At 62.9% G+C, this 20,962-nt stretch carries 16 protein-coding genes; 6 read left to right on the plus strand and 10 right to left on the minus strand.

The window, feature by feature from the left end:
- Positions 1-10 precede the first annotated feature (10 nt).
- From treZ to P3T20_RS36155, 4 genes are all read left to right on the plus strand, one after another.
- Positions 11-1,924: a malto-oligosyltrehalose trehalohydrolase gene (treZ, locus tag P3T20_RS36140; RefSeq protein ID WP_429289428.1), complete on the plus strand. Its 1,914-nt coding sequence runs from the start codon at positions 11-13 to the stop codon at positions 1,922-1,924.
- Positions 1,921-4,149, plus strand: coding sequence for a 4-alpha-glucanotransferase (gene malQ / locus P3T20_RS36145; protein WP_429289429.1), 2,229 nt, complete (start codon positions 1,921-1,923; stop codon positions 4,147-4,149). Before treZ ends, malQ begins: the two co-directional genes overlap by 4 nt.
- Entirely contained in the window at positions 4,146-6,992 is a 2,847-nt protein-coding gene (treY, locus tag P3T20_RS36150) for a malto-oligosyltrehalose synthase (protein ID WP_429289430.1), read from the plus strand. Before malQ ends, treY begins: the two co-directional genes overlap by 4 nt.
- 79 nt (positions 6,993-7,071) lie before the next feature.
- A complete protein-coding gene (locus P3T20_RS36155; protein ID WP_429289431.1) occupies positions 7,072-8,559 on the plus strand; it encodes a dipeptidase in 1,488 nt (495 codons plus the stop codon).
- A gap of 50 nt (positions 8,560-8,609) precedes the next feature.
- Here P3T20_RS36155 and P3T20_RS36160 read toward each other — a convergent pair whose 3' ends face one another.
- The 3 genes from P3T20_RS36160 to P3T20_RS36170 all read right to left on the minus strand — a co-directional run bounded on the left by P3T20_RS36160 (position 8,610) and on the right by P3T20_RS36170 (position 11,588).
- Positions 8,610-9,332, minus strand: coding sequence for a sulfite exporter TauE/SafE family protein (locus tag P3T20_RS36160; RefSeq protein WP_074266592.1), 723 nt, complete (start codon positions 9,330-9,332; stop codon positions 8,610-8,612).
- A gap of 12 nt (positions 9,333-9,344) precedes the next feature.
- Positions 9,345-10,688: a hemolysin family protein gene (locus P3T20_RS36165; protein ID WP_429289432.1), complete on the minus strand. Its 1,344-nt coding sequence runs from the start codon at positions 10,686-10,688 to the stop codon at positions 9,345-9,347.
- Between the two features lie 102 nt (positions 10,689-10,790).
- Positions 10,791-11,588 carry a sensor histidine kinase gene (locus P3T20_RS36170; protein ID WP_074266594.1) on the minus strand — a complete coding sequence of 266 codons (798 nt, stop codon included), beginning with the start codon at positions 11,586-11,588 and terminating at the stop codon, positions 10,791-10,793.
- 207 nt (positions 11,589-11,795) lie between these two features.
- Here P3T20_RS36170 and P3T20_RS36175 point away from each other — a divergent pair, with 207 nt between their 5' ends.
- Together P3T20_RS36175 and P3T20_RS36180 are read left to right on the plus strand one after the other, a co-directional pair.
- Positions 11,796-12,137 (plus strand): FKBP-type peptidyl-prolyl cis-trans isomerase, encoded by a 342-nt coding sequence (locus P3T20_RS36175; protein WP_122157632.1) that lies wholly within the window; start codon positions 11,796-11,798, stop codon positions 12,135-12,137.
- A gap of 21 nt (positions 12,138-12,158) precedes the next feature.
- The gene (locus P3T20_RS36180; RefSeq protein ID WP_429289433.1) at positions 12,159-12,950 is read left to right on the plus strand and encodes a helix-turn-helix domain-containing protein; all 792 of its coding nucleotides are present in this window, start codon (positions 12,159-12,161) and stop codon (positions 12,948-12,950) included.
- A 39-nt stretch (positions 12,951-12,989) separates the two neighbouring features.
- On the opposite strand, the gene P3T20_RS36185 is transcribed toward P3T20_RS36180, so the two are convergent.
- The 7 genes from P3T20_RS36185 to trpA all read right to left on the minus strand — a co-directional run bounded on the left by P3T20_RS36185 (position 12,990) and on the right by trpA (position 20,873).
- Positions 12,990-14,180 carry an O-succinylhomoserine sulfhydrylase gene (locus P3T20_RS36185; protein ID WP_429289434.1) on the minus strand — a complete coding sequence of 397 codons (1,191 nt, stop codon included), beginning with the start codon at positions 14,178-14,180 and terminating at the stop codon, positions 12,990-12,992.
- 332 nt (positions 14,181-14,512) lie between these two features.
- Positions 14,513-16,060, minus strand: coding sequence for an amidophosphoribosyltransferase (purF, locus tag P3T20_RS36190; RefSeq protein ID WP_074266598.1), 1,548 nt, complete (start codon positions 16,058-16,060; stop codon positions 14,513-14,515).
- A 111-nt stretch (positions 16,061-16,171) separates the two neighbouring features.
- Complete coding sequence (locus tag P3T20_RS36195; RefSeq protein ID WP_074266599.1) at positions 16,172-16,666, minus strand: CvpA family protein; 495 nt, start codon at positions 16,664-16,666, stop codon at positions 16,172-16,174.
- Between the two features lie 7 nt (positions 16,667-16,673).
- Complete coding sequence (locus P3T20_RS36200; protein WP_074266600.1) at positions 16,674-17,585, minus strand: SPOR domain-containing protein; 912 nt, start codon at positions 17,583-17,585, stop codon at positions 16,674-16,676.
- 29 nt (positions 17,586-17,614) lie between these two features.
- The gene (gene folC / locus P3T20_RS36205; protein WP_074266601.1) at positions 17,615-18,928 is read right to left on the minus strand and encodes a bifunctional tetrahydrofolate synthase/dihydrofolate synthase; all 1,314 of its coding nucleotides are present in this window, start codon (positions 18,926-18,928) and stop codon (positions 17,615-17,617) included.
- A 174-nt stretch (positions 18,929-19,102) separates the two neighbouring features.
- Positions 19,103-19,975: an acetyl-CoA carboxylase, carboxyltransferase subunit beta gene (gene accD / locus P3T20_RS36210; protein WP_074266602.1), complete on the minus strand. Its 873-nt coding sequence runs from the start codon at positions 19,973-19,975 to the stop codon at positions 19,103-19,105.
- 82 nt (positions 19,976-20,057) lie between these two features.
- Positions 20,058-20,873, minus strand: a complete 816-nt coding sequence (trpA, locus tag P3T20_RS36215) for a tryptophan synthase subunit alpha (RefSeq protein ID WP_074266603.1) — start codon at positions 20,871-20,873, stop codon at positions 20,058-20,060.
- Positions 20,874-20,962 lie beyond the last annotated feature (89 nt).

Genomic DNA, 20,962 nt, shown 5'->3' on the forward strand with positions numbered 1-20,962 from the left:
GTGATGAATCATGTCCGAAAGTCCGATTGATCCTCATGCGCGTCATCATGCGCATTGCCTGCCGTTCGGCGCGCAGTTACTCGGCGCAGCGAGCGCCAGGCCGCGCACGCGCTTTCGCTTCTGGGCGCCGTCGTGCAAGGCGGTACAGGTAGAGATCGAAGGCGCGGCGGCTGCTGCCGGCACGCACGAAATGACGCCGACCGGTAACGGCTGGTTCGAAACTGAGGTCGATTGCGGCGTGGGCACCTTGTACCGCTACCGGCTCGACGGTGAACTGGCCGTGCCCGATCCTGCATCGCGCTTCCAGCCGCAGGACGTGCATGGTCCGAGCGAAGTGATCGATCCGCGCGCCTACACATGGCAGCACGCGCATTGGCATGGTCGGCCGTGGGAAGAGACCGTCTTGTACGAATTGCATGTCGGCACGCTCGGCGGCTATGCCGGCGTGATGAAACGTCTGCCTGCGATTGCCGAACTGGGCGTGACGGCCATTGAATTGATGCCGCTAAACGACTTTCCGGGTGAACGAAACTGGGGCTACGACGGCGTGCTGCCTTACGCCCCTGATTCGGCCTATGGCCGCCCCGACGAGTTGAAAGCGCTGATCGACGCGGCCCATGGTCTCGGTCTTAACGTGTTCCTCGACGTCGTCTACAACCACTTCGGCCCCGACGGTAACTATCTGCATCAGTACGCCAAGCCGTTCTTTCGCGAAGGCACGCATACGCCCTGGGGACCGGCGATCGATTTCAATCGCACGGAAGTCAGCGATTTCTTCTGCGATAACGCGCTCTACTGGATCAACGAGTATCGCTTCGATGGCCTGCGCTTCGACGCCGTGCACGCCATCGACAATCACGATTGGCTGCGCGATCTCTCGGACCATATTCGCGCCAAGGTGAGGCATGGTCGTCATGTGCATCTGGTGCTCGAAAACGAGCACAACTCGGCCAGTCTGCTCGAAACGCATTTCGATGCGCAGTGGAACGACGATGCGCACAACACGCTGCACGTTTTGCTGACCGGCGAAACCGAAGGCTATTACCACGCATTTGCGGATCAGCCGATCCGCAAACTGGCGCGTGTGCTTGGCGAGGGCTTTGTATACCAGGGCGAGCCTTCACCGATCCACGACGGCAAGCCGCGCGGCGAACCAAGCGGACACATGTCGCCCACTTCGTTCGTGATGTTCCTGCAGAATCATGACCAGATCGGCAACCGTGCCTTTGGCGAGCGTCTGCGCAAGCTCAGCACTCCAGACGCGCTGCGAGCTGCCACCGCCCTGTTGCTGCTATCCCCGCAGATTCCGCTGCTGTTCATGGACGAGGAATTCGGCTCCGACCAGCCATTCCTCTTCTTCACCGACTACGCGGGTGACCTCGCCGACGCCGTGCGCGAAGGACGGCGCCGCGAGTTCGCGCGCTTCGCTTCCTTTAGCGACGAAAAACGCCGCGCGCAGATTCCCGACCCCAACGCGCCGCAGACCTTCGCCGCATCGTCACCGCCCGTGGATAACGCTGCACACCCTAACGCTCAGGAACGACTCGACTGGATGCACTTCTACAAATCCGCGCTCGCCGTGCGCGCCAAGCTGATTACACCGCGCCTCGAGCATTCAAAGGCACTCGGCGCAAGCGTGCTCACTGCGCAGGACGGCAGCGACACCAACGCGCTTGTCGCCCGCTGGCGGCTTGGCGATGGCGAGACGCTTTCCATTGCGCTCAATCTGGGTTCCGACGACGTGAAGCTTTCCGACATACCCCCAGGCAAGGTAATCTTCGAGACCCCACCGCGGGCGCGCGATCGTATCGAGGACCATCAGCTGCCGTCGCATACGTGTATCGCGTGGATGACTGGCGACGTCTGCGAATACGCCAACACTCACGATGCGCGCGAGGTGATCGAACGGGAGTGGCACGCATGAGCCCCGCTCGTCGCCCCGCCGGTTCAATCGACAACCTCGCCGCCCGCGCCGGCTTCGAAGTCGAATGGGAAAATGCGCACCACGTTACGCAGCGCGTACCCGAAAGCACGCTCTCCGTGCTGCTCGACCGCATGGGTCTGCCGTGCGGCAACGCGACCCAGACGCGCCAGAGCACCGCGGCGCTCGAAGCAGAACTGTCCGGCCGCAAGCTGCCGCCGCTGATGACCGCCGAGTGCGAGCGCGGCATCGCGCTGCCGCTGGCCGCGATCAAATCCGGCAGCCACTATCGGATCGAACTCGAAAGCGGTTCGCAGATCGATGGCCGCTTCACGGCGCCAAAAGGCGAAGCGGCGCTGCTGTCGCCGATCGATGAACCCGGTTATCACACGCTCATCATCAACGATCACCGCGTCACGCTCGCGGTCGCGCCGGCACGCTGCTATACCGTGGCGGATGCATGGCAGGCGTCGCGGAACGAGCCGATGCCGCCGTTGTGGGGTGTGGCTGCACAACTCTACGGCTTGCGCCGCACCGGCGACGGCGGTATTGGCGACTATTCCGCGCTGGCGCGTCTCGCCGTCGAGAGTGCGAAGCGCGGCGCCCACGCGCTCGCCGTTAGCCCCACGCATGCGATGTTCAGCGCCGAGCCGGAGCGCTTCAGTCCGTATTCGCCGTCGTCACGCTTGTGGCTCAACGTCACGCATATCGATGTCGAGGCTGTGTTCGGCGCGCAAGCGGCACGCGCTGCGATTGAAGCAGCCCAAGCCGGCGATACGTGGACGCAATTGGAAAGGCTGAACCTGATCGACTGGCCGAAGGCGGTCCGGCTGAAGCTGAAGGTGCTGCGCACATTGTTCGAACAGTTCTGCGTGCACGATCGCGCTCAAGACGCGCCGCTTGCGCTCGAATTCAACGCGTTCTGCGTGCACGGCGGCCGCTCGCTGGAAGATCACGCGCGCTTTGAAGCGTTGCAGGCGGTACAGCTTGCCCAAGCCGAGCCCAACGGACACTGGCGTAATTGGCCCGAAGCGTTGCGCGATCCGCGCAGCACGGAAGTCGAAGCGTTTGCCAACGCGAACCGGCATGAGGTGGAGTTTTATCTGTTCCTGCAATGGCTCGCCGCCAAGGGACTCTCGCAAGCCCAGCTCGCGGCCCGCGATGCGGGAATGGCGGTCGGCCTGATCGCGGACCTCGCCGTCGGCTGCGACAGCGCGGGCAGCCATGCGTGGTCGTATCGCGACGACATGCTGCAAGGCGTGTCGGTCGGTGCACCGCCGGATCTGTTCAACCAGGCCGGTCAGGCGTGGGGGCTCACCACGTTCTCGCCGCGTGCCATGCGCACCCAGGGTTTTTCGGCGTTCATCGACATGCTGCGCGCCGCGTTTGCGCATGCGGGCGGCGTGCGCATCGACCACATTCTCGGACTGCGCCGGCTGTGGCTCGTGCCCGATGGCGAAAGCGCGGCTAACGGCGCGTATCTGCGCTATCCACTCGAAGACATGCTGCGGCTAATCGCGCTCGAATCGTGGCGCCATCGCTCGATCGTGATTGGCGAAGATCTCGGCACAGTACCGCCGGGCTTCCGCGAGCGGCTCGACGAGCATGGCATCGAGGGCATTCGCGTGCTGTGGTTCGAAGGCAGCGAATCGGGCAAAGGCTTCAAACCGCCGAATCGTTGGGATCGCAATGCAGTGGGCACGACCACCACCCACGACCTGCCGACCGTCACCGGATGGTGGCGCGGCGCCGACATCACCTGGCGCAACCGCATCGGCCAGACCATGCCGCGCGCCGATGGCCGCGACCCTGTCGAAGTGGCGCAAGCCGAGCGTGCCGAGGATCGCGCTTTACTGTGGGATGCGTTCCAGCAAGCAGGCGTCGCCGCGAAGGATGTGCCCGCGCCGCCGCCCGAAAGCGCACCTGTGGATGAAGCGCTTGCCTTCGTTGCCGCTACGCCGTCGCCGCTCGTCACGTATCCGCTCGAGGATCTGCTCGCGCTCGAAGATCAACCGAACCTGCCGGGCTCGATCGACGAGCATCCGAACTGGCGCCGGCGTCTCGTGCTGCCGATCGATGAGCTGTTCGACGAGCCGGCCTTCAGCGACCGGCTGCTGGCGGTCGACCGGGCGCGCAGCACCGCTGCTTCGGCTGCCACCCCGGCTTCTGCCTCCGCCACTTCAGCTTCCCATTCCACCACCGCTTCTTCGGGGCCCGACACACCATGACAGTCCCGCGTTCCACACTCCGGCTTCAGTTCCACAAGGACTTCACGTTCGATGATGCGCTCGCACGCGTCGAATACTTCGCTGCGCTCGGCGTCAGCCATCTGTACGCGTCGCCGATCACAACAGCCGAGCCGGGTTCGATGCACGGCTACGACACGGTCGACTACACCCAGGTGAGCGCCGAATGCGGCGGCGAAGCGGGCCTCAAACGGCTCGTCGACAAACTGCGCGAATGCGGCATGGGACTGATTATCGATGTGGTTCCGAACCATATGGGTGTGGGCGGATCGAGCAACGCATGGTGGCTCGATATTCTCGAGTGGGGGCGTCACAGCGCCCACGCGCGACATTTCGACATCGACTGGCATTCGCCCGATCCGGCATTGCGCGGCAAGGTGCTGATGCCGTGTCTCGGCGCACCGTACGGCGACGAACTCGCGGCCGGCCGGATCGAGCTGCATTTCGCCGCCGATACAGGACGCTTCTACGTGAGCTACGGACCTCACGTGGGACCGATCTGTCCGATCGACTATGCGTCGATTCTGCAAAGCGCCGAACGCGCCGATCTGGGTGCACTCGCCGAACGCTTTCAGGGCTTGACCACGCAGCCCGCAGACCAGCCCCGCGCCGCCGAAGCGTGCGAGTTGCTACGCGAATTCGTCGCGCAGAACGGTACGGCAGCGATCGACGCGGCGCTGGCAAACTATGCGCCCGGCGAGGCGGTCACACGCGATCGGCTGCATCGTCTGCTGGAACGGCAGCACTTCCGGCTCGCGTGGTGGCGCACCGCGTCGGACGAAGTGAACTGGCGGCGTTTCTTCGACATCAGCACGCTGGCAGGCGTGCGCGTCGAGCGGCCCGAAGTGTTCGACGCGGTGCACGCGCTGCCGTTTCGCCTCTACGCGGAAGGCGTGATCGACGGGGTGCGGATCGACCACGTGGACGGCCTCGCCGAGCCGCGTGAGTACTGCCAGCGGCTGCGGCAGCGGCTCAACGAATTGCGCGAAGGCGAACCGTATATCGTGGTCGAGAAGATCCTCGCGCGCGGCGAGCCGTTGCGCGACGACTGGCCCGTCCACGGCACGACCGGCTACGACTTTATGACCGACGTCGGCGCGCTTTTGCACGATCCGGCCGGCGCCGAACCGCTCGCTACGACATGGGCCGAGCTGAGCGGAAGGAGTGCGAATTTCGCCGATGAAGCAATGATGGCGCGACGCAAGATTCTCGCGGAGAACCTCTCGGCAGAACTGGACCGCGCAGCGCGGGCGTTGCACCGGATCGCGCGCGATTCGCTCGGTACGCGCGACTTTACGTTCACTGCATTGCGCCGCGTGCTGACCGAACTCGTGGTGCACTTCCCCGTGTATCGGGTGTATCCGCAGAATGGTCTGCGTACCGAAGCCGACAACGTCTATTACAACCAGGCGCTGGCTGGCGCCAAACAGACGCTCTCGCCTGCCGATCATGCCACATTGGAACAGGTCGACGCCTGGTTAGGCGGCAGCGCAGCTGAAGATGCCGCGCCGGTTCGTTCAGCCGCCAGCGCGCAGCCTGGTTCGAACAACGCGCCGCTCAGCCACTCGGGATCGTCGCGACGCACTGCGCAGACGTTATTTTCGCAACTGACTGCGCCTGTGGCCGCAAAAGCGGTCGAGGATACGGCGTGTTATCGCTATGGGCGCCTGTTGTCGCGCAATGAGGTGGGTTCGGACCCGGCTGAGTTCGCCATTTCGGTCGATCAGTTTCATACATCCAACCTCGAACGCGCGCGACATTTCCCGCATGCGATGCTTGCGACCGCTACGCACGATCACAAACGCGGCGAGGACGTACGCGCCCGTCTTGCAGTGCTCAGCGAAATCGCTCAGGACTGGAGCGCAACGCTGCGCGCATGGTCGACGCTAAACGCGCCACAGCGCCGCGCGCCCGACGGCAGTGTAAGCACCATGGACCACGACTGGGCGCCCGGTCCAGCGGCCGAGGCGATGCTGTATCAAACGCTGGTGGGCTGCTGGCCGCCCAATCTTTCGCCCGACGACGAAGCCGGCGTCAAGGCCTTGGCTGAACGGGTCGCGCAATGGCAGTTGAAGGCACTGCGCGAAGCGAAACTGCGCACGTCATGGCTTGCGCCTGACGAAGCTTATGAGAACGCCTGCCGCGATTTCCTGTTCGATATCCTCGCACCGCAACGACGCGACGGCTTCCTGAGCGAGCTCTCCGGATTGGTGGCACGCATTAGCCAGGCCGGTGCGATCAATAGCCTGCAACAGACCGTGCTCCGGCTCACGTCACCAGGCGTCCCGGATCTGTATCAAGGCACCGAGTTGTGGGATTTCAGCCTCGTCGATCCCGACAACCGGCGTCCCGTCGATTTCGCACAGCGCCAGGCGTGGCTCGTTGAGACACCGCCGTCCGAGTTTTTGCCAGAATGGCGCAGCGGACGCGTCAAGCTGGGCGTCATACAGCGCTTGCTGTCGTTGCGCGCGCATCTGCCCTCGTTACTGAGCGATGGCGCATATCTGCCGCTGACGGTCACGGGCAAGCACGCGGCACACGTGGTCGCGTTTGCGCGCAGGCATAACAACGCATGGGCCGTGATCATCGTCACGCATCTCGCTGCGGGTTTGCTGGACGCAGATAGCGATTTACCGCTCGTTGATACGGCACAGTGGGACGATACTGCGGTCGCGATGCCGGATGAGTTAACATCACGTGCGCTGTTCGACTGGATGAGCACCGCCGCGCCCAAAGTCGAGGACAATGGCGTGCTCTATCTGCGCGACGCACTGGCGACGATGCCGGTAGCCGTGCTGGTAGAGGACGGGGTGCCGCGAGCTTAGTGTTTTTGCACGCCAGAGCCGACTGATGCTCATCGGCGAGTCTAACGGCCACCTTGCAACCTTGACTGCGAGAAAGCCTATGACGCTGGACTGGTCGAGTATCCGTAGCGGCAAAGCCGATGCACTGCACGGCGCGATCGTCGAACTATCCGGCTGGATGATCCCGCTCGACGCCACAGCGGATAAAGCCGACTATTTTCTTTTGGCGGCGGATGCTCCTTGCTGCGGCGGTTGTTTGCCGCGCGATCCGCTGTCGTCCATCGAGGTGTATGCTGCCGCGCCTTGCGCGCCGCAGGAGCAGGCCGTCACTTTCGCGGGGCGCTTGCAACGACTGATCGACGATCCTGCGGGTTGGCGCTATCAACTCATTGATGCCACACCACTCGATTTGCAGCCTGAACGTGCACCGCGCAGCGCGAGTCGTCGCGCGTTTCTCACTTCAGGCGCTGCGCTGGGGCTCGCGGCCTGCGCGCCTGGGCGCTTCGCCGGTTACACCGAGAAACCGGATGCGGGGGCAGTCCATGCCGGGGCTTCGGACGCCGCTGCGTCGAGCGCTGCTCAAGCGTCGGATAGCACGCTCGCCTGGCGCACTCCCGACACGCTGACCATGGACATGCACAGCCACGCCGGACGCGTAATTGTCTCGCGCGATCCGGCGATCGGCGCGAATCGTCCTTTCCTGCCCCTCGCCGCTCCGATGCGCGCCGGCGGCATGAACGTCATCTGCCTCGCCATCGTCACGGACACTACAGTGACTCACGTCACTGCAGACCACAAGCGTATCGAAGCATGGCGCATTCCTCAGGATGGCGAACTATATGCTCTCGGGCAAGCTGAATTCAAACGTGCCCATGAGCTGGTTGAACGCGAGCAGATGCAGGTTGTGACGAACACGGCGTCGCTGTCTGCGAACGCAAAAGCAGGTCCGTGTGTCATCATCGCCGCTGAGGGTGCGGACTTTCTGGAAGGTCAAGTCGATCGCGTCGATGAAGCCTATACGCTGCATCAACTGCGCCATCTGCAGCTCACACATTACCGGGTCAACGAACTCGGCGATATTCAGACCGAGCCGCCGGTGCACGGCGGGTTGACCGACTTCGGCGCGGACGTGGTGCGCCGTTGCAACCAGCTAGGCATTGTCGTGGACGTTGCGCACGGCACTTACGATCTGGTCAAGCGCGCCGCCGACACAACGACGAAGCCACTCATCCTTTCGCATACCGCCTTGGCGACTCACCCATCAGCGCGTAGCCGTCTTATCACACCTGACCATGCGCGCGTGATCGCAGGCACCGGCGGCGTGATCGGCGTGTGGCCGAGTTCAGGAACGTTCGCCGATCTGCAGGCCATGGCGCACGGCTACAAACGCATGGCCGATGTGGTGGGCGTCGAACATGTCGGGTTAGGCTCGGATATGCTCGGCTTCATCTTGCCGCCGGTGTTTCGCAGCTATGAGCAATTGCCGTCGCTGGCCGATGCGTTGTTGGCGGAAGGCTTCAGCAACGAAGAGGTGGGGATGATTCTTGGCGGTAATTACCGGCGAGTGTTCGAGGCTTCTGTTGGTTGAAGGCGGCAAGCGTCGACCGCGGCCGTTGCCTCACGTTGCAGGGCTACCGTCTACCGCCCGGCCGCCCACAGCAGCGACAGACCCGAGGACAACATCAACCCGTCGACCACCAGCTTGAACGTGTTCGGACTCATGCGCACCACCACGTGGCGCGCGGCAAACGAGCCGGCCATCAGCGCCGAACCTGTAATCAGGCCATCGAATATCACATGCAAGGGCAACGCGCCAAAGTGCTTGAACACAGCGACTTTGGTGCCGTACACCGCCAATGAACCCGCGGCCTCAGTGGCGAGAAACGCACCCTTCACGAGCCCGTACGACATGAACACCGGCACGGTAATCGGCCCGGTCGAAACCACGATGCCCGTCAGGAAACCCACCACGCCGCCAATCAAGGCGAGATGCAACAGCGAGAACTTGATGGAACGACGCGCGAGCCAGCGCCGTGTCGGCACCATCGCCAAGAAGAAGATGCCAAGGGCGAGTTCGACGGCATGAGGCGGCAACGCCAGCAGCGTACGCACGCCAAGCGCAGCGCCCGGCACCGCAGTCGAGCAATATGCCGCGCAGGCTCGCCAGTCGACTTCACGCCACCACGCGAGGACCTTGCCGAGATTGCCCATGATGGCGGCAATCGCCATGATCGGCACCGCTTGCTGCGGACCGAACAGCATGACGAGCACGGGCATCAACATCATCGACGAACCTGTGCCGATCACGCCGCTTAGCATGCCCGCCAGCAGACCTACGCCCAGTACAAGCAGATATCCCATAGCAGGCGCCCCTTAACCGCCCTCATCATCAAAGTGTTTTGGATAAACCCGCACCAGCAGAATGCGCGGCCCCTTCATCTTCTTGACGACGATATCGAAGCGATCGAACTCCACGCGCTTACCCTCCGTTGGAATATCGTTGAGTGCCTGGATCACCAGACCGCCGACCGATTCGGCCCGCCCCTCGTCAATATCGATCCCCAGTGCCCGTTCCAGCGACACCACCGGCAAACTGCCCTTGCCCATCAGCGTGCCGTCGTCCATCCGCGTCCAGTCGGCATCGCCCTGGCGGAATTCGTCGTGAATCTGCCCGACGAGCGCGCCAAGCAGATTGTCGAGCGTGAGAAAGCCGATCGGCGCCGCGTTCTTGTGTCCTACCAGCGCCATATGCGGCGCGCCCTTGCGGAACCGTCGGAACAGCTCAAGCGCGGGCATATCCGGTTTCACGTACTGAACCGGGCGCACATACTTCGAGAGATCGTCGAGCGTGCTCCCTGCCTGGCGTGCCAACAGCAAATCCTTCAAGTGGATCATGCCGGCCACGCGCTCGCCTGAGTCGTCTTCGAACAGCGGATAGCGGCTGAAGCGATGCCGCGCCACCACCTGCATGTTTTCGCGCAACGGCAGATCGCGCCGCAGTCCGACCATCTCGTGAGCCGGCCGCATCAGATCGGAAACCGTCATGCGCGAGAAGTCCAGCGAATGCGCGATCGTGTTCCATTCGTCCTGGCTATACGCGCCTTCAGTCGCGCCCACGCCGGGTGCGATATTGGCATGGCGGCCACGCAGGATCAGTTTCAGTTCTTCGGTGGAGTAATGCGCGTCGCCGCCATGATCCGCCGTCAGGCCCGCGAGACGAAGCACCGCGTTGGCGCTGGTGTTGAGCACCCAGATAGCCGGATACATCGTCCAGTAGAACGCGTACAGCGGCGTGGCAGCCCACAGCGAAAGCCTCTCGGACTGACGGATCGCCAGTGACTTCGGCGCCAGCTCGCCCACCACGATATGCAGGAACGAAATGCACGAGAAAGCGAAGAACAGCGAGACGCCGTGAATCACGTTCTCCGATTCGATCCCCAGCACGCGGAATACCGGCGTCAGCAGATCCGCGAAGGCCGGCTCACCGATCCAGCCAAGGCCCAGCGAAGCGAGTGTGATACCGAGCTGGCACGCCGACAGGTACGAGTCCAGATGCCCATGCACCCTCGCCAGCAAGCGGCCGCGCACGCCGTGTTGCGCGGCGAGACTCTTGACGCGCGTTTGCCGCAGCTTCACCAGGCCGAATTCGGCCGCGACAAAGAACCCGTTGAGCGCAACGAGCAACAACGCGCCGATAAGGGCGAAGACCTGAGTCAAGTGAAAAGGCTCCGGCAACAAAAGTCGTCAGTATAGGGGCGAAAGCAATATGAAAGAGTTTCGGCGGACGACGAAGTTTGCGCGCCGCCTGGCACTGTGCCTTTAAGGCGCGGCGAGCGGAATGCGCAGTGCAAGCGTCGCCGGTTGGCCGTCCTGCATCTCGCCTTGCTCGAAGGTGCCGCCGTGCGCTTCGGCCACACGCTTGCACAGCGCCAGCACCCACGCGATCCGGCCCGCTTCGCGCGGTGCGCGCGCCTGGGTACGTGCGAACGGTTCGAGCAGGTGTGGGAGCGCAGGATCGTCAAGGACGGCCGGACTTGCATCGAAGGTGACCAGCGCGTGCCATGCGGTGGCGTCGGCACTGGACGCAAGCGTGACCTTCGCGCCATCCGCGCTCGCTTCGACCGCGAACGTGAGCATAAGCCACAGCGCCGCGGCGAGACGCTCGCGGTCGCCGCTGAACTGCTCGGTGGAAAGACCCGAGTCGAACGCGACCGACACACCGCGCGACCTCGCGAGTCCCGAACGCACTTCGTCAGCCGAATCCGAGAACAAAGCCTGCAGCGGAAACGGCGAGCGGGCAAGCGCCAGGTTGCGCGTTCCCGCGCGGGTCGTATCGACGATCGATTCCAGCAGCTTGACCTGTTGATCCACCCCGCTACGGATACCGACGATGGCGCGCTGCGCGGCAGGGTCGTTGGCGTCGAGCTTGCGCTCGAGCACATACGCCCAGCTGTGGATCGCATTTAGCGGACCGCGTAAATCATGCGAGACCAGCGACAGCACGTGGTCGCGCATGAACAGCGCAGCCTCTGCGCACAGATGCGCAGTGCGTTCGGACAAGGAAGCGCCGGAAGCGGTCTGCTGGCCGCTGCCGGCTCCGGTGGAAGACGTTGTCACGATCTGGGCCCTCTAGGCAGTGCATATGGATGAACAGAGTCCTCATTATAGGCACGCTCCCTCGCGAATCAGGACGCAGTTGTGTCGCCAATGCGTCGCACTGTCCGCTCATGCGCCGCATGCCCGGCAAGAACCCGGGTGTTCTGGGCGATGCCGCCTCAAACGCCTACAATGTCGGTTTTTACGACTTGTCCCAAGGAGCAACTCATGTCGACCGTGACTACCGATTCCGGCCTTAAATACGAAGATCTGACCGAAGGCACCGGCGCTGAAGCGAAAGCCGGCCAGACCGTCAGCGTCCACTACACGGGCTGGTTGACCGACGGCCAGAAGTTCGACTCCAGCAAGGACCGTAATGATCCGTTTGCGTTCGTGCTGGGCGGCGGCATGGTCATCAAGGGTTGGGACGAAGGCGTGCAGGGCATGAAGGTGGGCGGCGTGCGCAAGCTGACGATTCCGCCGCAACTCGGCTACGGCGTGCGCGGTGCAGGCGGCGTGATTCCGCCGAATGCGACGCTCGTGTTCGAAGTCGAACTGCTCGACGTCTAAGTTTTCCCCGCTTGCCTGCCGATGAGCCACGCTGCCGTCACCGCCCCCAGCGTTTCGTTGCGCCGTTATGGTGCGATTGAAGCCACGGACCTGCACGACTTTCATCAGGTCGTGCTGGGGCTCGACGGCGCGATGGTGATGACGGTGGATGGCATCGGCCAGCAGATCGATTCAGGCTCGGCGTGGCTGATTCCCGCTGGCGCGCAGCATGACTACGCGGGCATCGGCGAGAACCGGCAACTGGTGCTCGATTTGCCCGCGGCGTCGATGGCTGTGCCGGAGCGTTTATTTGACCGCGCGCGGGCGGTGTCGGTGGATGCTTCGTTGAGGCAGCTTGTGCATTGCATTGCCGCAAGTGCGATGGGCCACACACCGGCCGCTGACGATCTGAGCACGCGGCGGTTTCACTGGGATGCCGCCGCGCGTTTGTGCGCGGCCATGCTGGCGGACGCCGGTACGACGCGATCCGCAACGGTCAGTGGCGCGCTGGGCGCAGGTCTCGACTTCGCACGCATCGACCGCTGGTTACGCGCGCATTTGTCGGAGTCGTTACGCATCGCCGATCTTGCCGCGCATTGCGGCTTCGGCATGCGGCGTTTCCATCAGTTGTTCATCGAAGCGTTCGGTGAGACGCCGAATCGCTATCTGCAGCGTCTGCGGCTCGATACCTCGATCACCCTGCTCGCGGATCCCCGGCATTCGTTGACCGATATCGCGCTTGATGTCGGCTTCGGCGATCAAAGCGCCTATACGCACGCTTTTACGCGGCGTTTTGGGCTCGCGCCGGGTCAATGGCGCGCCGTACGCCACTGACCCCAGCTGCGGGCCCGAAAACAACTTACGACCTGAGATTTACCCCGCCAGGCCGCGCGCCAGATCGTTGCGGATATCGCCCGCATTCTCCAGCCCGACCGCCAGACGAATCAGCCCTTCCGAAATGCCCGCTGCCGCACGCGCTTCGGGCGTGATGCGGCTGTGCGTCGTCGTAGCAGGATGGGTGATGGTCGTGCGCGTATCGCCGAGGTTTGCGGTGATCGAACAGATCTTCGTACCGTCGATCACGCGCCATGCATTCGCACGCTGCGCTTCGGGCGTGTCGCCCTTCAACTCGAACGACACAACCGCTCCACCCGCTTTCTGCTGACGTTTGGCAATTTCGTACTGCGGATGCGATTCCAGTCCCGGATAGAACACGCGATTCACCGCCGGATGCGCTTCAAGCCAGCGGGCGATTTCCAGCGCGTTATCGGACTGCTTTTCAACGCGCAGTGAAAGCGTTTCCATGCCCTTGAGCAACACCCACGCGTTGAACGCGGACAGTGTCGGCCCGGCGCTGCGCACGAACGGGAACACCTTTTCCATGATGAACTGCTTCGAGCCGACCAGCGCACCGCCAAGCACGCGGCCTTGGCCGTCGAGGAACTTGGTGGCCGAATGCATCACGACGTCCGCGCCGAGCCTCAACGGCTGCTGCAGCGCCGGGCTGCAGAAGCAGTTGTCGACCACGAACAACGCGTTCGACGCCTTCGCAATCTTGCCGATCGCTTCGATATCGGCGATCTCGGTCAGCGGATTCGATGGCGTTTCAAGGAAGAACATCTTCGTCTCGGGACGCACGGCTTCTTTCCACGCGTCCAGATCCGTCGGATCGACAAACGTAGTCACAATGCCAAACTTGCTGAAGATCTGCGAGAACATGCCGAGTGTCGAACCGAACAGGCTCCGCGAGCTGACGAGGTGATCGCCAGCCTGCAACGCCGACATCACCACCGACATGATCGCGCTCATGCCCGAGGCCGTCGCGATGCAAGCCTCGCCGCCTTCGAGCGCGGCCAGACGGTCCTGGAACATCGTGACCGTAGGGTTCGTGAAGCGCGAGTAGGTGTAGTTGTCCTCGGAATTCTTGAAGCGTTCGGCAGCGTCGGCGGCGCTTGTGAACACAAAGCTCGACGTCAGGAAAATCGCTTCCGAATGCTCGTTGAAGTCGCTACGCAGCGTGCCCGAGCGGACTGCGAGGGTGTCGAAATTCAGGGAGTCGTCCATGTTGGTTCTAGTTCCATTTTCCACGTGTCGTCACGTGTTGCCACGTTTTCCAGACCGGCGCTTAACGCGTATTGCTTGCCGTCCATCGTCAAGCTGGATGAACGTCAAACGCGCCGGCAACAAAAAAGCCCGCTTTGCGTCGGCATAAGCGGGCTTCATGTGCGGGGGAAAGCTGGAGCGGCGGCGGACGGTTGCTACATTTCCACCGTTCGCTTTAGCTGTTTTGGGTTGCCCCGCGTCCGCAAGCTGAGATCAAATCGACGCAAGCCACTATCCTAACATGCGTGGCGCGCGGCGTGCATCTGCATGGCCCACGCGCCCCGTGCGATGGATTACTCCACCGACAGTTGCAGGTGCAGTTGCGAGCGCGCTGCACCACCTTCCATTGCTTCGCTGGCGGTGTCGCGGTCCGATTGCGCGGACGGTGCGAGACGCGCGGTTTCAATGCGGTCGAGGTATTCGGTGGTGACGTCGCCGGTGATGTAGTTGCCGTCGAAGCACGACGCTTCGAATTCCTTCAGCGCCGGGTTGATGTCGCGCACAGCCTGCTTCAGGGCCTCGACGTCCTGGTACACCAGGTGATCCGCGCCGATCATGCGTGCGACTTCATCATCGGTGCGGCCGTGGGCGACGAGTTCACCGCGCGTCGGCATGTCGATACCGTAGACGTTCGGGAATTTCACCGGCGGCGCCGCCGAGGCGAAGATGACCTTGTTCGCGCCGGCGAAGCGGGCCATCTGCACGATTTCGTGCGAGGTCGTGCCGCGCACGATCGAGTCGTCCACGATCAGCACGTTCTTGCCCTTGAATTCGATCGCCATCGCATTGAGCTTCTGGCGCACCGACTTCTTGCGCACAGCCTGGCCCGGCATGATAAACGTGCGGCCAACGTAGCGGTTCTTGAAGAAGCCTTCGCGATATTCAACACCGAGCTTCTTGGCGACCTGCATTGCCGCAGGGCGCGACGAATCGGGGATGGGCATCACCACGTCGATCGGCACATCCGGCAATTCACGCTTGATCTTCTCTGCGAGGTAATCGCCCATGCGCAGACGCACGTTGTAGACCGGCACGCCATCGAGCACCGAGTCCGGACGTGCGAGATACACAAGTTCGAAAATACACGGATTCAGGCTCGCGTTCGGCGCGCATTGTTGCGAATGCAGATTGCCTTCGATGTCGATGAACAGCGCTTCGCCCGGCGCCACATCGCGCACGAATTCGAAGCCGATGCCTTCAATGGCTACCGATTCCGATGCAACGATCCACTCCACGCCATGCGCCGTTTCCTGCTTGCCCAGACACAGCGGGCGGATACCGAACGGGTCGCGGAAAGCCAGCAGGCCGTAGCCGGCGATCAGCGAAACGATCGCATACGAACCATGCACGCGGCGATGCACGCCCGAGACCGCCTTGAACACAGATGCCGGATCGATTTGCAGGCCGGAAGTGGAGAGTTGCAGTTCGTGCGCGAGCACGTTGAGCAGCACTTCGGTATCGGAATTGGTGTTGATGTGGCGGCGGTCGACGCGGAACATCTCGTCTTTCAGTTGCTGCCAGTTGGTCAGATTGCCGTTGTGAGCGAGGATGATGCCGAACGGTGCGTTCACGTAGAACGGTTGGGCTTCCTCTTCACTCGACGCCGAACCGGCCGTCGGGTACCGCACCTGGCCGATGCCAGTGTTGCCGGGCAGGCTGCGCATGTTACGCGTGCGGAACACGTCGCGCACCATGCCGTTAGCCTTGTGCATGTGGAAATTGCTGCCGTTCGCCGTCGCGATGCCGGCTGCGTCCTGACCGCGGTGCTGCAGGAGCAGCAGGCTGTCATAGATCAGCTGATTGACCGGAGATTGGGAAACTACGCCTACGATGCCGCACATGGCATGTCCTTCAAAGGTACGAAATTCGTGACGGCGGCCGGTGCCGGGGAAGCATCCGGGTCGCGCCGATGTCCTGCGTACTTCCTGCAACGCCTCGCCGGCTTGTGATCGTCACACACGGACGTAAGCAGCGAGTGTCTCGGGAAGCAGCGGTTTCAGTTCGTGCACGCCTTGGACCGCGTAGGGCCGCAACAAGGCGTTGCGCCAGAATTCCTGCTGGGGCAGTTCGGTCAGGCCTGCGAGGGCGACCAGAATCAGCACCAGGATGACCCCGCGAACGAGGCCGAACATCAAACCCAGCGAGCGGTCCACACCGCTCAAACCGGACGCCTGCACGAGCCGGCTCAACAGCGCGTTGGCGACACCCACCACCAGCATCACGCCGATCACCAGCAAGGCAAAAGCCAGCAGCCATTGAGTCAAAGCGCCACCCGGCCACCTGGCGGGCATATACGGCACCACATAGCCGACGAAATGGCAGGCAATCAAAAACGCTGCAACCCAGCCGATCAGCCCGAATATCTCGGACAGAAAACCGCGCCAACCGCCCCGCAGGGCCGACAAACCTATCACCGCCATTACAGCGTAGTCGAAGGCAGTGAACATCGCTGACTTACTGTGCCGAGCCGTTGTTCGAGCCCGACGTCAGGCCGGCTTCACGGACCTTCGCAATCGCTGCCGAGGCGGCGGTCCGGTCAGCGAACGGGCCTGCGCGCAGAAGCGTACGGGTCGTGCCGTCAGCCTGTTTCCTGTGCTCGATATATGCGGGCACTCCCGCTGCTTTCAACTTGGACGTCCAGGCTTTCGCGCTCGCGTCGTCCGGGAACGAACCCAGTTGCACCGCGAAACGGCTGCCCGGCGGCGAGGCCGGCGTGCCGGAATCGGCATCTGCGGCGGCCGCGTCGGGGTTGCTTGTGGTCGCGGTGGCGTTCGTATTGTTCGTGTTGGCGGCGCTTTGAGTCGGCGCAGGGGTCGGCTTAGACGGTTTCTTCGAAGCAGGCACTTGCGTCGACGCCACAGCGGACGCTTGCGACTTGCTGCTCTTGCCGGCTTGCGCCGGTGCAGCGGCCGTGCCCTGCTGCGTCATGGTGTTTGTCGGAGCGGGCGCGGCCGGAGCCGGCGCTACGCCGGAGGCTGCGAGGGCGCTATTCGCGCTATCTGGGGCCGGATTATCAGGTGCGACACCTGCCTGGGTGTCTTCATCGGCAGCGGCCGCTTTGGGCGCCGGACGGGTGGGGATATCGATGGCGATATCGTCCGTTACAGGTTTCGGATGCGAATCCAGCACCATGGGCAGGATCACGACCGCTGCCACCACCATGGCTATCGCGCCTACCAGGCGGCGACGCGCGCGCTGTTTTTCAGGCAACGTAGGGTCGAGCAGCATTGCATCAGCGTCAGGCCGTTCCGTGCGGCGGGTGGTTCGCCGCTCCACGCGCTCGCCACGGGCGGCCCGGGTGGAACTCGTATTTGCGCCACGCCGGGTAGGCGTGTCGTCTTTCTTGCCGAACGAGAAAATTCCCATGAATGGCTTGGTTCGAGGCTGCCGCCCGTTCAGTGTTGCTGCGATTTACGGTAGGCCATTACGCCGGCTACCGTATAGAAACTGCCGAAAACCACGATTCTATCATTCTCCGAGGCCCGTTTTAGCGCGTCTTGGAAAGCCTCGGCCGGCGATTCGAACCGCGTGATGCTGCTATCGGGGCCATCCGTCACACCGCACTCGCGCAGGGTGGCGTCGAGAAACTCGGCGGACGCCGCTCGCGGGCTCGGCAGACCGGTTACGCACCAATGGGCGACTTCGCCTTTCAGGTGTTCGATCACGCCAGCGATGTCCTTGTCGCGCATCGCGCCAAATACGGCATACGTGTACGGAAAATAACCCATATTGCCGAGATTCTGCGATAAAACTGCAGCAGCATGTGGGTTGTGACCAACATCGAGGACGATGGCCGGTTTGCCCGGCAGCACCTGAAAACGGCCCGCCAGTTCGACGTTCGCCAGACCCAGACGGATGTCCTGCGCGGAAACAGGCAGACGGTCCCGCAAAGCCTCGAGGCCCGCCAGCGCGGCGGAGGTATTGATGAGCTGATTCGCGCCGCGCAGCGCCGGGTAGGCGAGCGCTGAGCGGCGCAGCGTGCGGCCCACATAGCTCCATTGCTGACGCTCGCTGCCGGCCTGGCCTTCATAGCGAAAATCGCGGCCGAAGAGCCATAGATCGGCTCCGATCGCTTCTGCATGATCAATCAGCGTTTGTGGCGGCACCGGGTCCGCGCAGATCGCCGGCCTGCCGGCGCGGAAAATGCCGGCTTTCTCGAAGCCGATTTTCTCGCGCGTATCGCCGAGGTATTCGGTGTGATCGATGTCGATGCTCGTGACGATCGCACAATCGGCGTCGAGGATGTTGACCGCATCGAGACGTCCGCCGAGGCCCACCTCGAGAATGACCGCATCCAGCCCGCTCGCGGCAAACAGATGCATGATGGCCAGCGTCGTGAATTCGAAGTACGTCAACGAGACCGGTTCCGCGAGGCTCAGGCGCGCCGCTTCGACCGCCTCGAAATGTGCCAGCAGGTCGGCGTCGCTCGCCACCTCGCCGTTTACCCGCGCCCGTTCGTTGAACGTAAGGAGATGCGGGGAAGTGTGGCAACCCACTCGATAACCTGCGCGCAGCAAGATCGTTTCGAGGATCGCACACGTCGAGCCTTTGCCGTTGGTGCCGCCCACCGTGATCACCGGGCAGTCGAACGACAGTTGCAGCGCGTCGCGCACCTTGCTGATCCGCGTCAGCCCCATGTCGATACCGACCGGATGCGCGGATTCGAGGTGCTTGAGCCAGGCGTCGAGAGTCGGGAATGTGGTGGTCATCTGCTGCGTCGGTTAGGCGGTGTTGCGAACTTGCGCGAGACCGCGATTATCCCGGAAATGACAGCGCGCCGCTTGATGACCTCTCGCGGCGCGCTGTTTTTACACTGCCGTGCTGTGTAGCGCGGCATCGAAGGCTTTTGTGGCAGCTGCGTTCGTTACGTTCGCTGCGTTCGTTCAGGCTACCGCGTCAGCCGGCTGGCGGGACATCAGAGCCATCAGACGCGCGATTTCCTCACGCAGCTTGCGACGATCGACGATCATGTCGACCGCGCCCTTCGTCAGCAGGAATTCGGCACGCTGGAAGCCTTCCGGCAGCTTTTCGCGCACGGTTTGCTCGATCACTCGAGGGCCGGCAAAGCCGATCAGCGCCTTCGGCTCCGCGATCACCACGTCGCCGAGGAACGCGAAGCTCGCCGACACGCCGCCCATGGTTGGATCGGTCAGCACCGAGATGAACGGCAGCTTGGCGTCGGACAGCTTGGTCAGCATTGCCGTGGTCTTGGCCATCTGCATCAGCGACAACAGGCTTTCCTGCATCCGCGCGCCGCCCGAAGCGGTGAAGCAGATAAACGGCACGTTCTGCTCGAGTGCGTTCTGCGCGCCGCGTGCGAAGCGCTCGCCGACTACCGAACCCATCGAGCCGCCCATGAACGAGAACTCGAAGCAGGCCACCACGCACGGCAGCGTGTGAATCGCGCCACCCATGACGACCATCGCGTCGGTTTCGTCGGTTTCATCCATCGCCTCTTTCAGGCGTTCCGGGTACTTGCGGCTGTCCTTGAACTTGAGTGCATCGACCGGCAGGATCTCCTGGCCGATTTCGTAGCGGCCTTCCGGATCGAGCAGACCGTCGAGGCGCTCACGTGCGCCGATGCGCATGTGATGGTCGCACTTCGGGCACACGTGCAGATTGGCCTCGACGTCGTTGCGGTACAGCACCGCTTCGCACGACGGGCACTTGATCCACAGGCCTTCCGGAATCCCTTTACGGTTTTTCGGATCGGTTTGCTTGATTTTGGGTGGCAGCAGCTTGTCGAGCCAGCTCATGGTGATTCCTTCTTGGGTCTTCGGTACGCACAACGGCGGGGATAAACCCCGCCGCAAGCCTACAGCAGACAAAAAATAACGGTTATCGGGCGGTCGCGCCAATGCCGTCGAGCGCCTCGCGGATCTCCGCGATGAAACGCGTCAGCGTCTCGGCGGCTGCCTCCGGTGCGGCTTTTTCGAGCAATTGCACGATACGGCTGCCGATCACGACGGCATCGGAGACTTCGGCCACCAAGCGCGCTGTCTGGGCGTCCCGGATGCCAAAACCGACGCCCACCGGCAGGGGAACGCGCGACTTGATGGCGGGGATTTTACTCGCGATGCTGGAAACGTCCAGATTTGCCGCTCCGGTGACCCCTTTCAGCGACACATAGTAGACGTAGCCGCTGGCGATTTTGCCGACTTCAGCGATGCGATCGTCAGTCGACGTGGGGGCGAGCAGGAAGATAGGGTCGATGCCAGAAGATCGCATCTTTTCGGCGAAGATCACAGACTCTTCCGGCGGATAATCGACCACTAGCACACCATCCACGCCGGCTTCCTGCGCCGCTGCAGCGAACGCCTCAACGCCCATCCGTTCGATCGGATTGGCATAGCCCATCAGCACGACCGGCGTCTTGTCATCGCGCTCGCGAAACTTCTTCACGTCGGCCAGCACGTGGCGCAGCGAGACGCCATGCGCCAGCGCGCGCTCCGACGAGGCCTGGATGACCGGGCCGTCGGCCATCGGATCGGAGAACGGGACACCCAGTTCGATCACGTCCGCGCCGCCGGCGGCCAGCGCGTGCATGAACTCGACGGTGCGAGCCGGATCCGGATCGCCCGCCGTCATGAATGGGATCAGTCCTTTCTTGCCTTGCGCAGCCAATGCTGCAAATGTGTTCTTGATACGGGACATGGAAATTTTCTCGAAAATAGTTAGCTGCGCGTTCGTTGCTTTTTGGAGCCTATTCCCTGATTTTTACAACCTGTTCGGCGCTATATACG

The sequence above is a fragment of the Paraburkholderia sp. GAS206C genome (assembly GCF_050435645.1).
Lineage (GTDB): Bacteria > Pseudomonadota > Gammaproteobacteria > Burkholderiales > Burkholderiaceae > Paraburkholderia > Paraburkholderia phenazinium_B.

What these genes read in the sequence shown, in the direction of transcription:
- treZ (WP_429289428.1), top strand. Translation starts at nt 11, where the DNA reads ATGTCCGAAAGTCCGATTGATCCTCATGCGCGTCATCATGCGCATTGC.
- malQ (WP_429289429.1), top strand. Translation starts at nt 1,921, where the DNA reads ATGAGCCCCGCTCGTCGCCCCGCCGGTTCAATCGACAACCTCGCCGCC.
- treY (WP_429289430.1), top strand. Translation starts at nt 4,146, where the DNA reads ATGACAGTCCCGCGTTCCACACTCCGGCTTCAGTTCCACAAGGACTTC.
- P3T20_RS36155 (WP_429289431.1), top strand. Translation starts at nt 7,072, where the DNA reads ATGACGCTGGACTGGTCGAGTATCCGTAGCGGCAAAGCCGATGCACTG.
- P3T20_RS36160 (WP_074266592.1), bottom strand. Translation starts at nt 9,332, where the DNA reads ATGGGATATCTGCTTGTACTGGGCGTAGGTCTGCTGGCGGGCATGCTA.
- P3T20_RS36175 (WP_122157632.1), top strand. Translation starts at nt 11,796, where the DNA reads ATGTCGACCGTGACTACCGATTCCGGCCTTAAATACGAAGATCTGACC.
- P3T20_RS36180 (WP_429289433.1), top strand. Translation starts at nt 12,159, where the DNA reads ATGAGCCACGCTGCCGTCACCGCCCCCAGCGTTTCGTTGCGCCGTTAT.
- P3T20_RS36185 (WP_429289434.1), bottom strand. Translation starts at nt 14,180, where the DNA reads ATGGACGACTCCCTGAATTTCGACACCCTCGCAGTCCGCTCGGGCACG.
- purF (WP_074266598.1), bottom strand. Translation starts at nt 16,060, where the DNA reads ATGTGCGGCATCGTAGGCGTAGTTTCCCAATCTCCGGTCAATCAGCTG.
- P3T20_RS36195 (WP_074266599.1), bottom strand. Translation starts at nt 16,666, where the DNA reads ATGTTCACTGCCTTCGACTACGCTGTAATGGCGGTGATAGGTTTGTCG.
- P3T20_RS36200 (WP_074266600.1), bottom strand. Translation starts at nt 17,585, where the DNA reads ATGGGAATTTTCTCGTTCGGCAAGAAAGACGACACGCCTACCCGGCGT.
- folC (WP_074266601.1), bottom strand. Translation starts at nt 18,928, where the DNA reads ATGACCACCACATTCCCGACTCTCGACGCCTGGCTCAAGCACCTCGAA.
- accD (WP_074266602.1), bottom strand. Translation starts at nt 19,975, where the DNA reads ATGAGCTGGCTCGACAAGCTGCTGCCACCCAAAATCAAGCAAACCGAT.
- trpA (WP_074266603.1), bottom strand. Translation starts at nt 20,873, where the DNA reads ATGTCCCGTATCAAGAACACATTTGCAGCATTGGCTGCGCAAGGCAAG.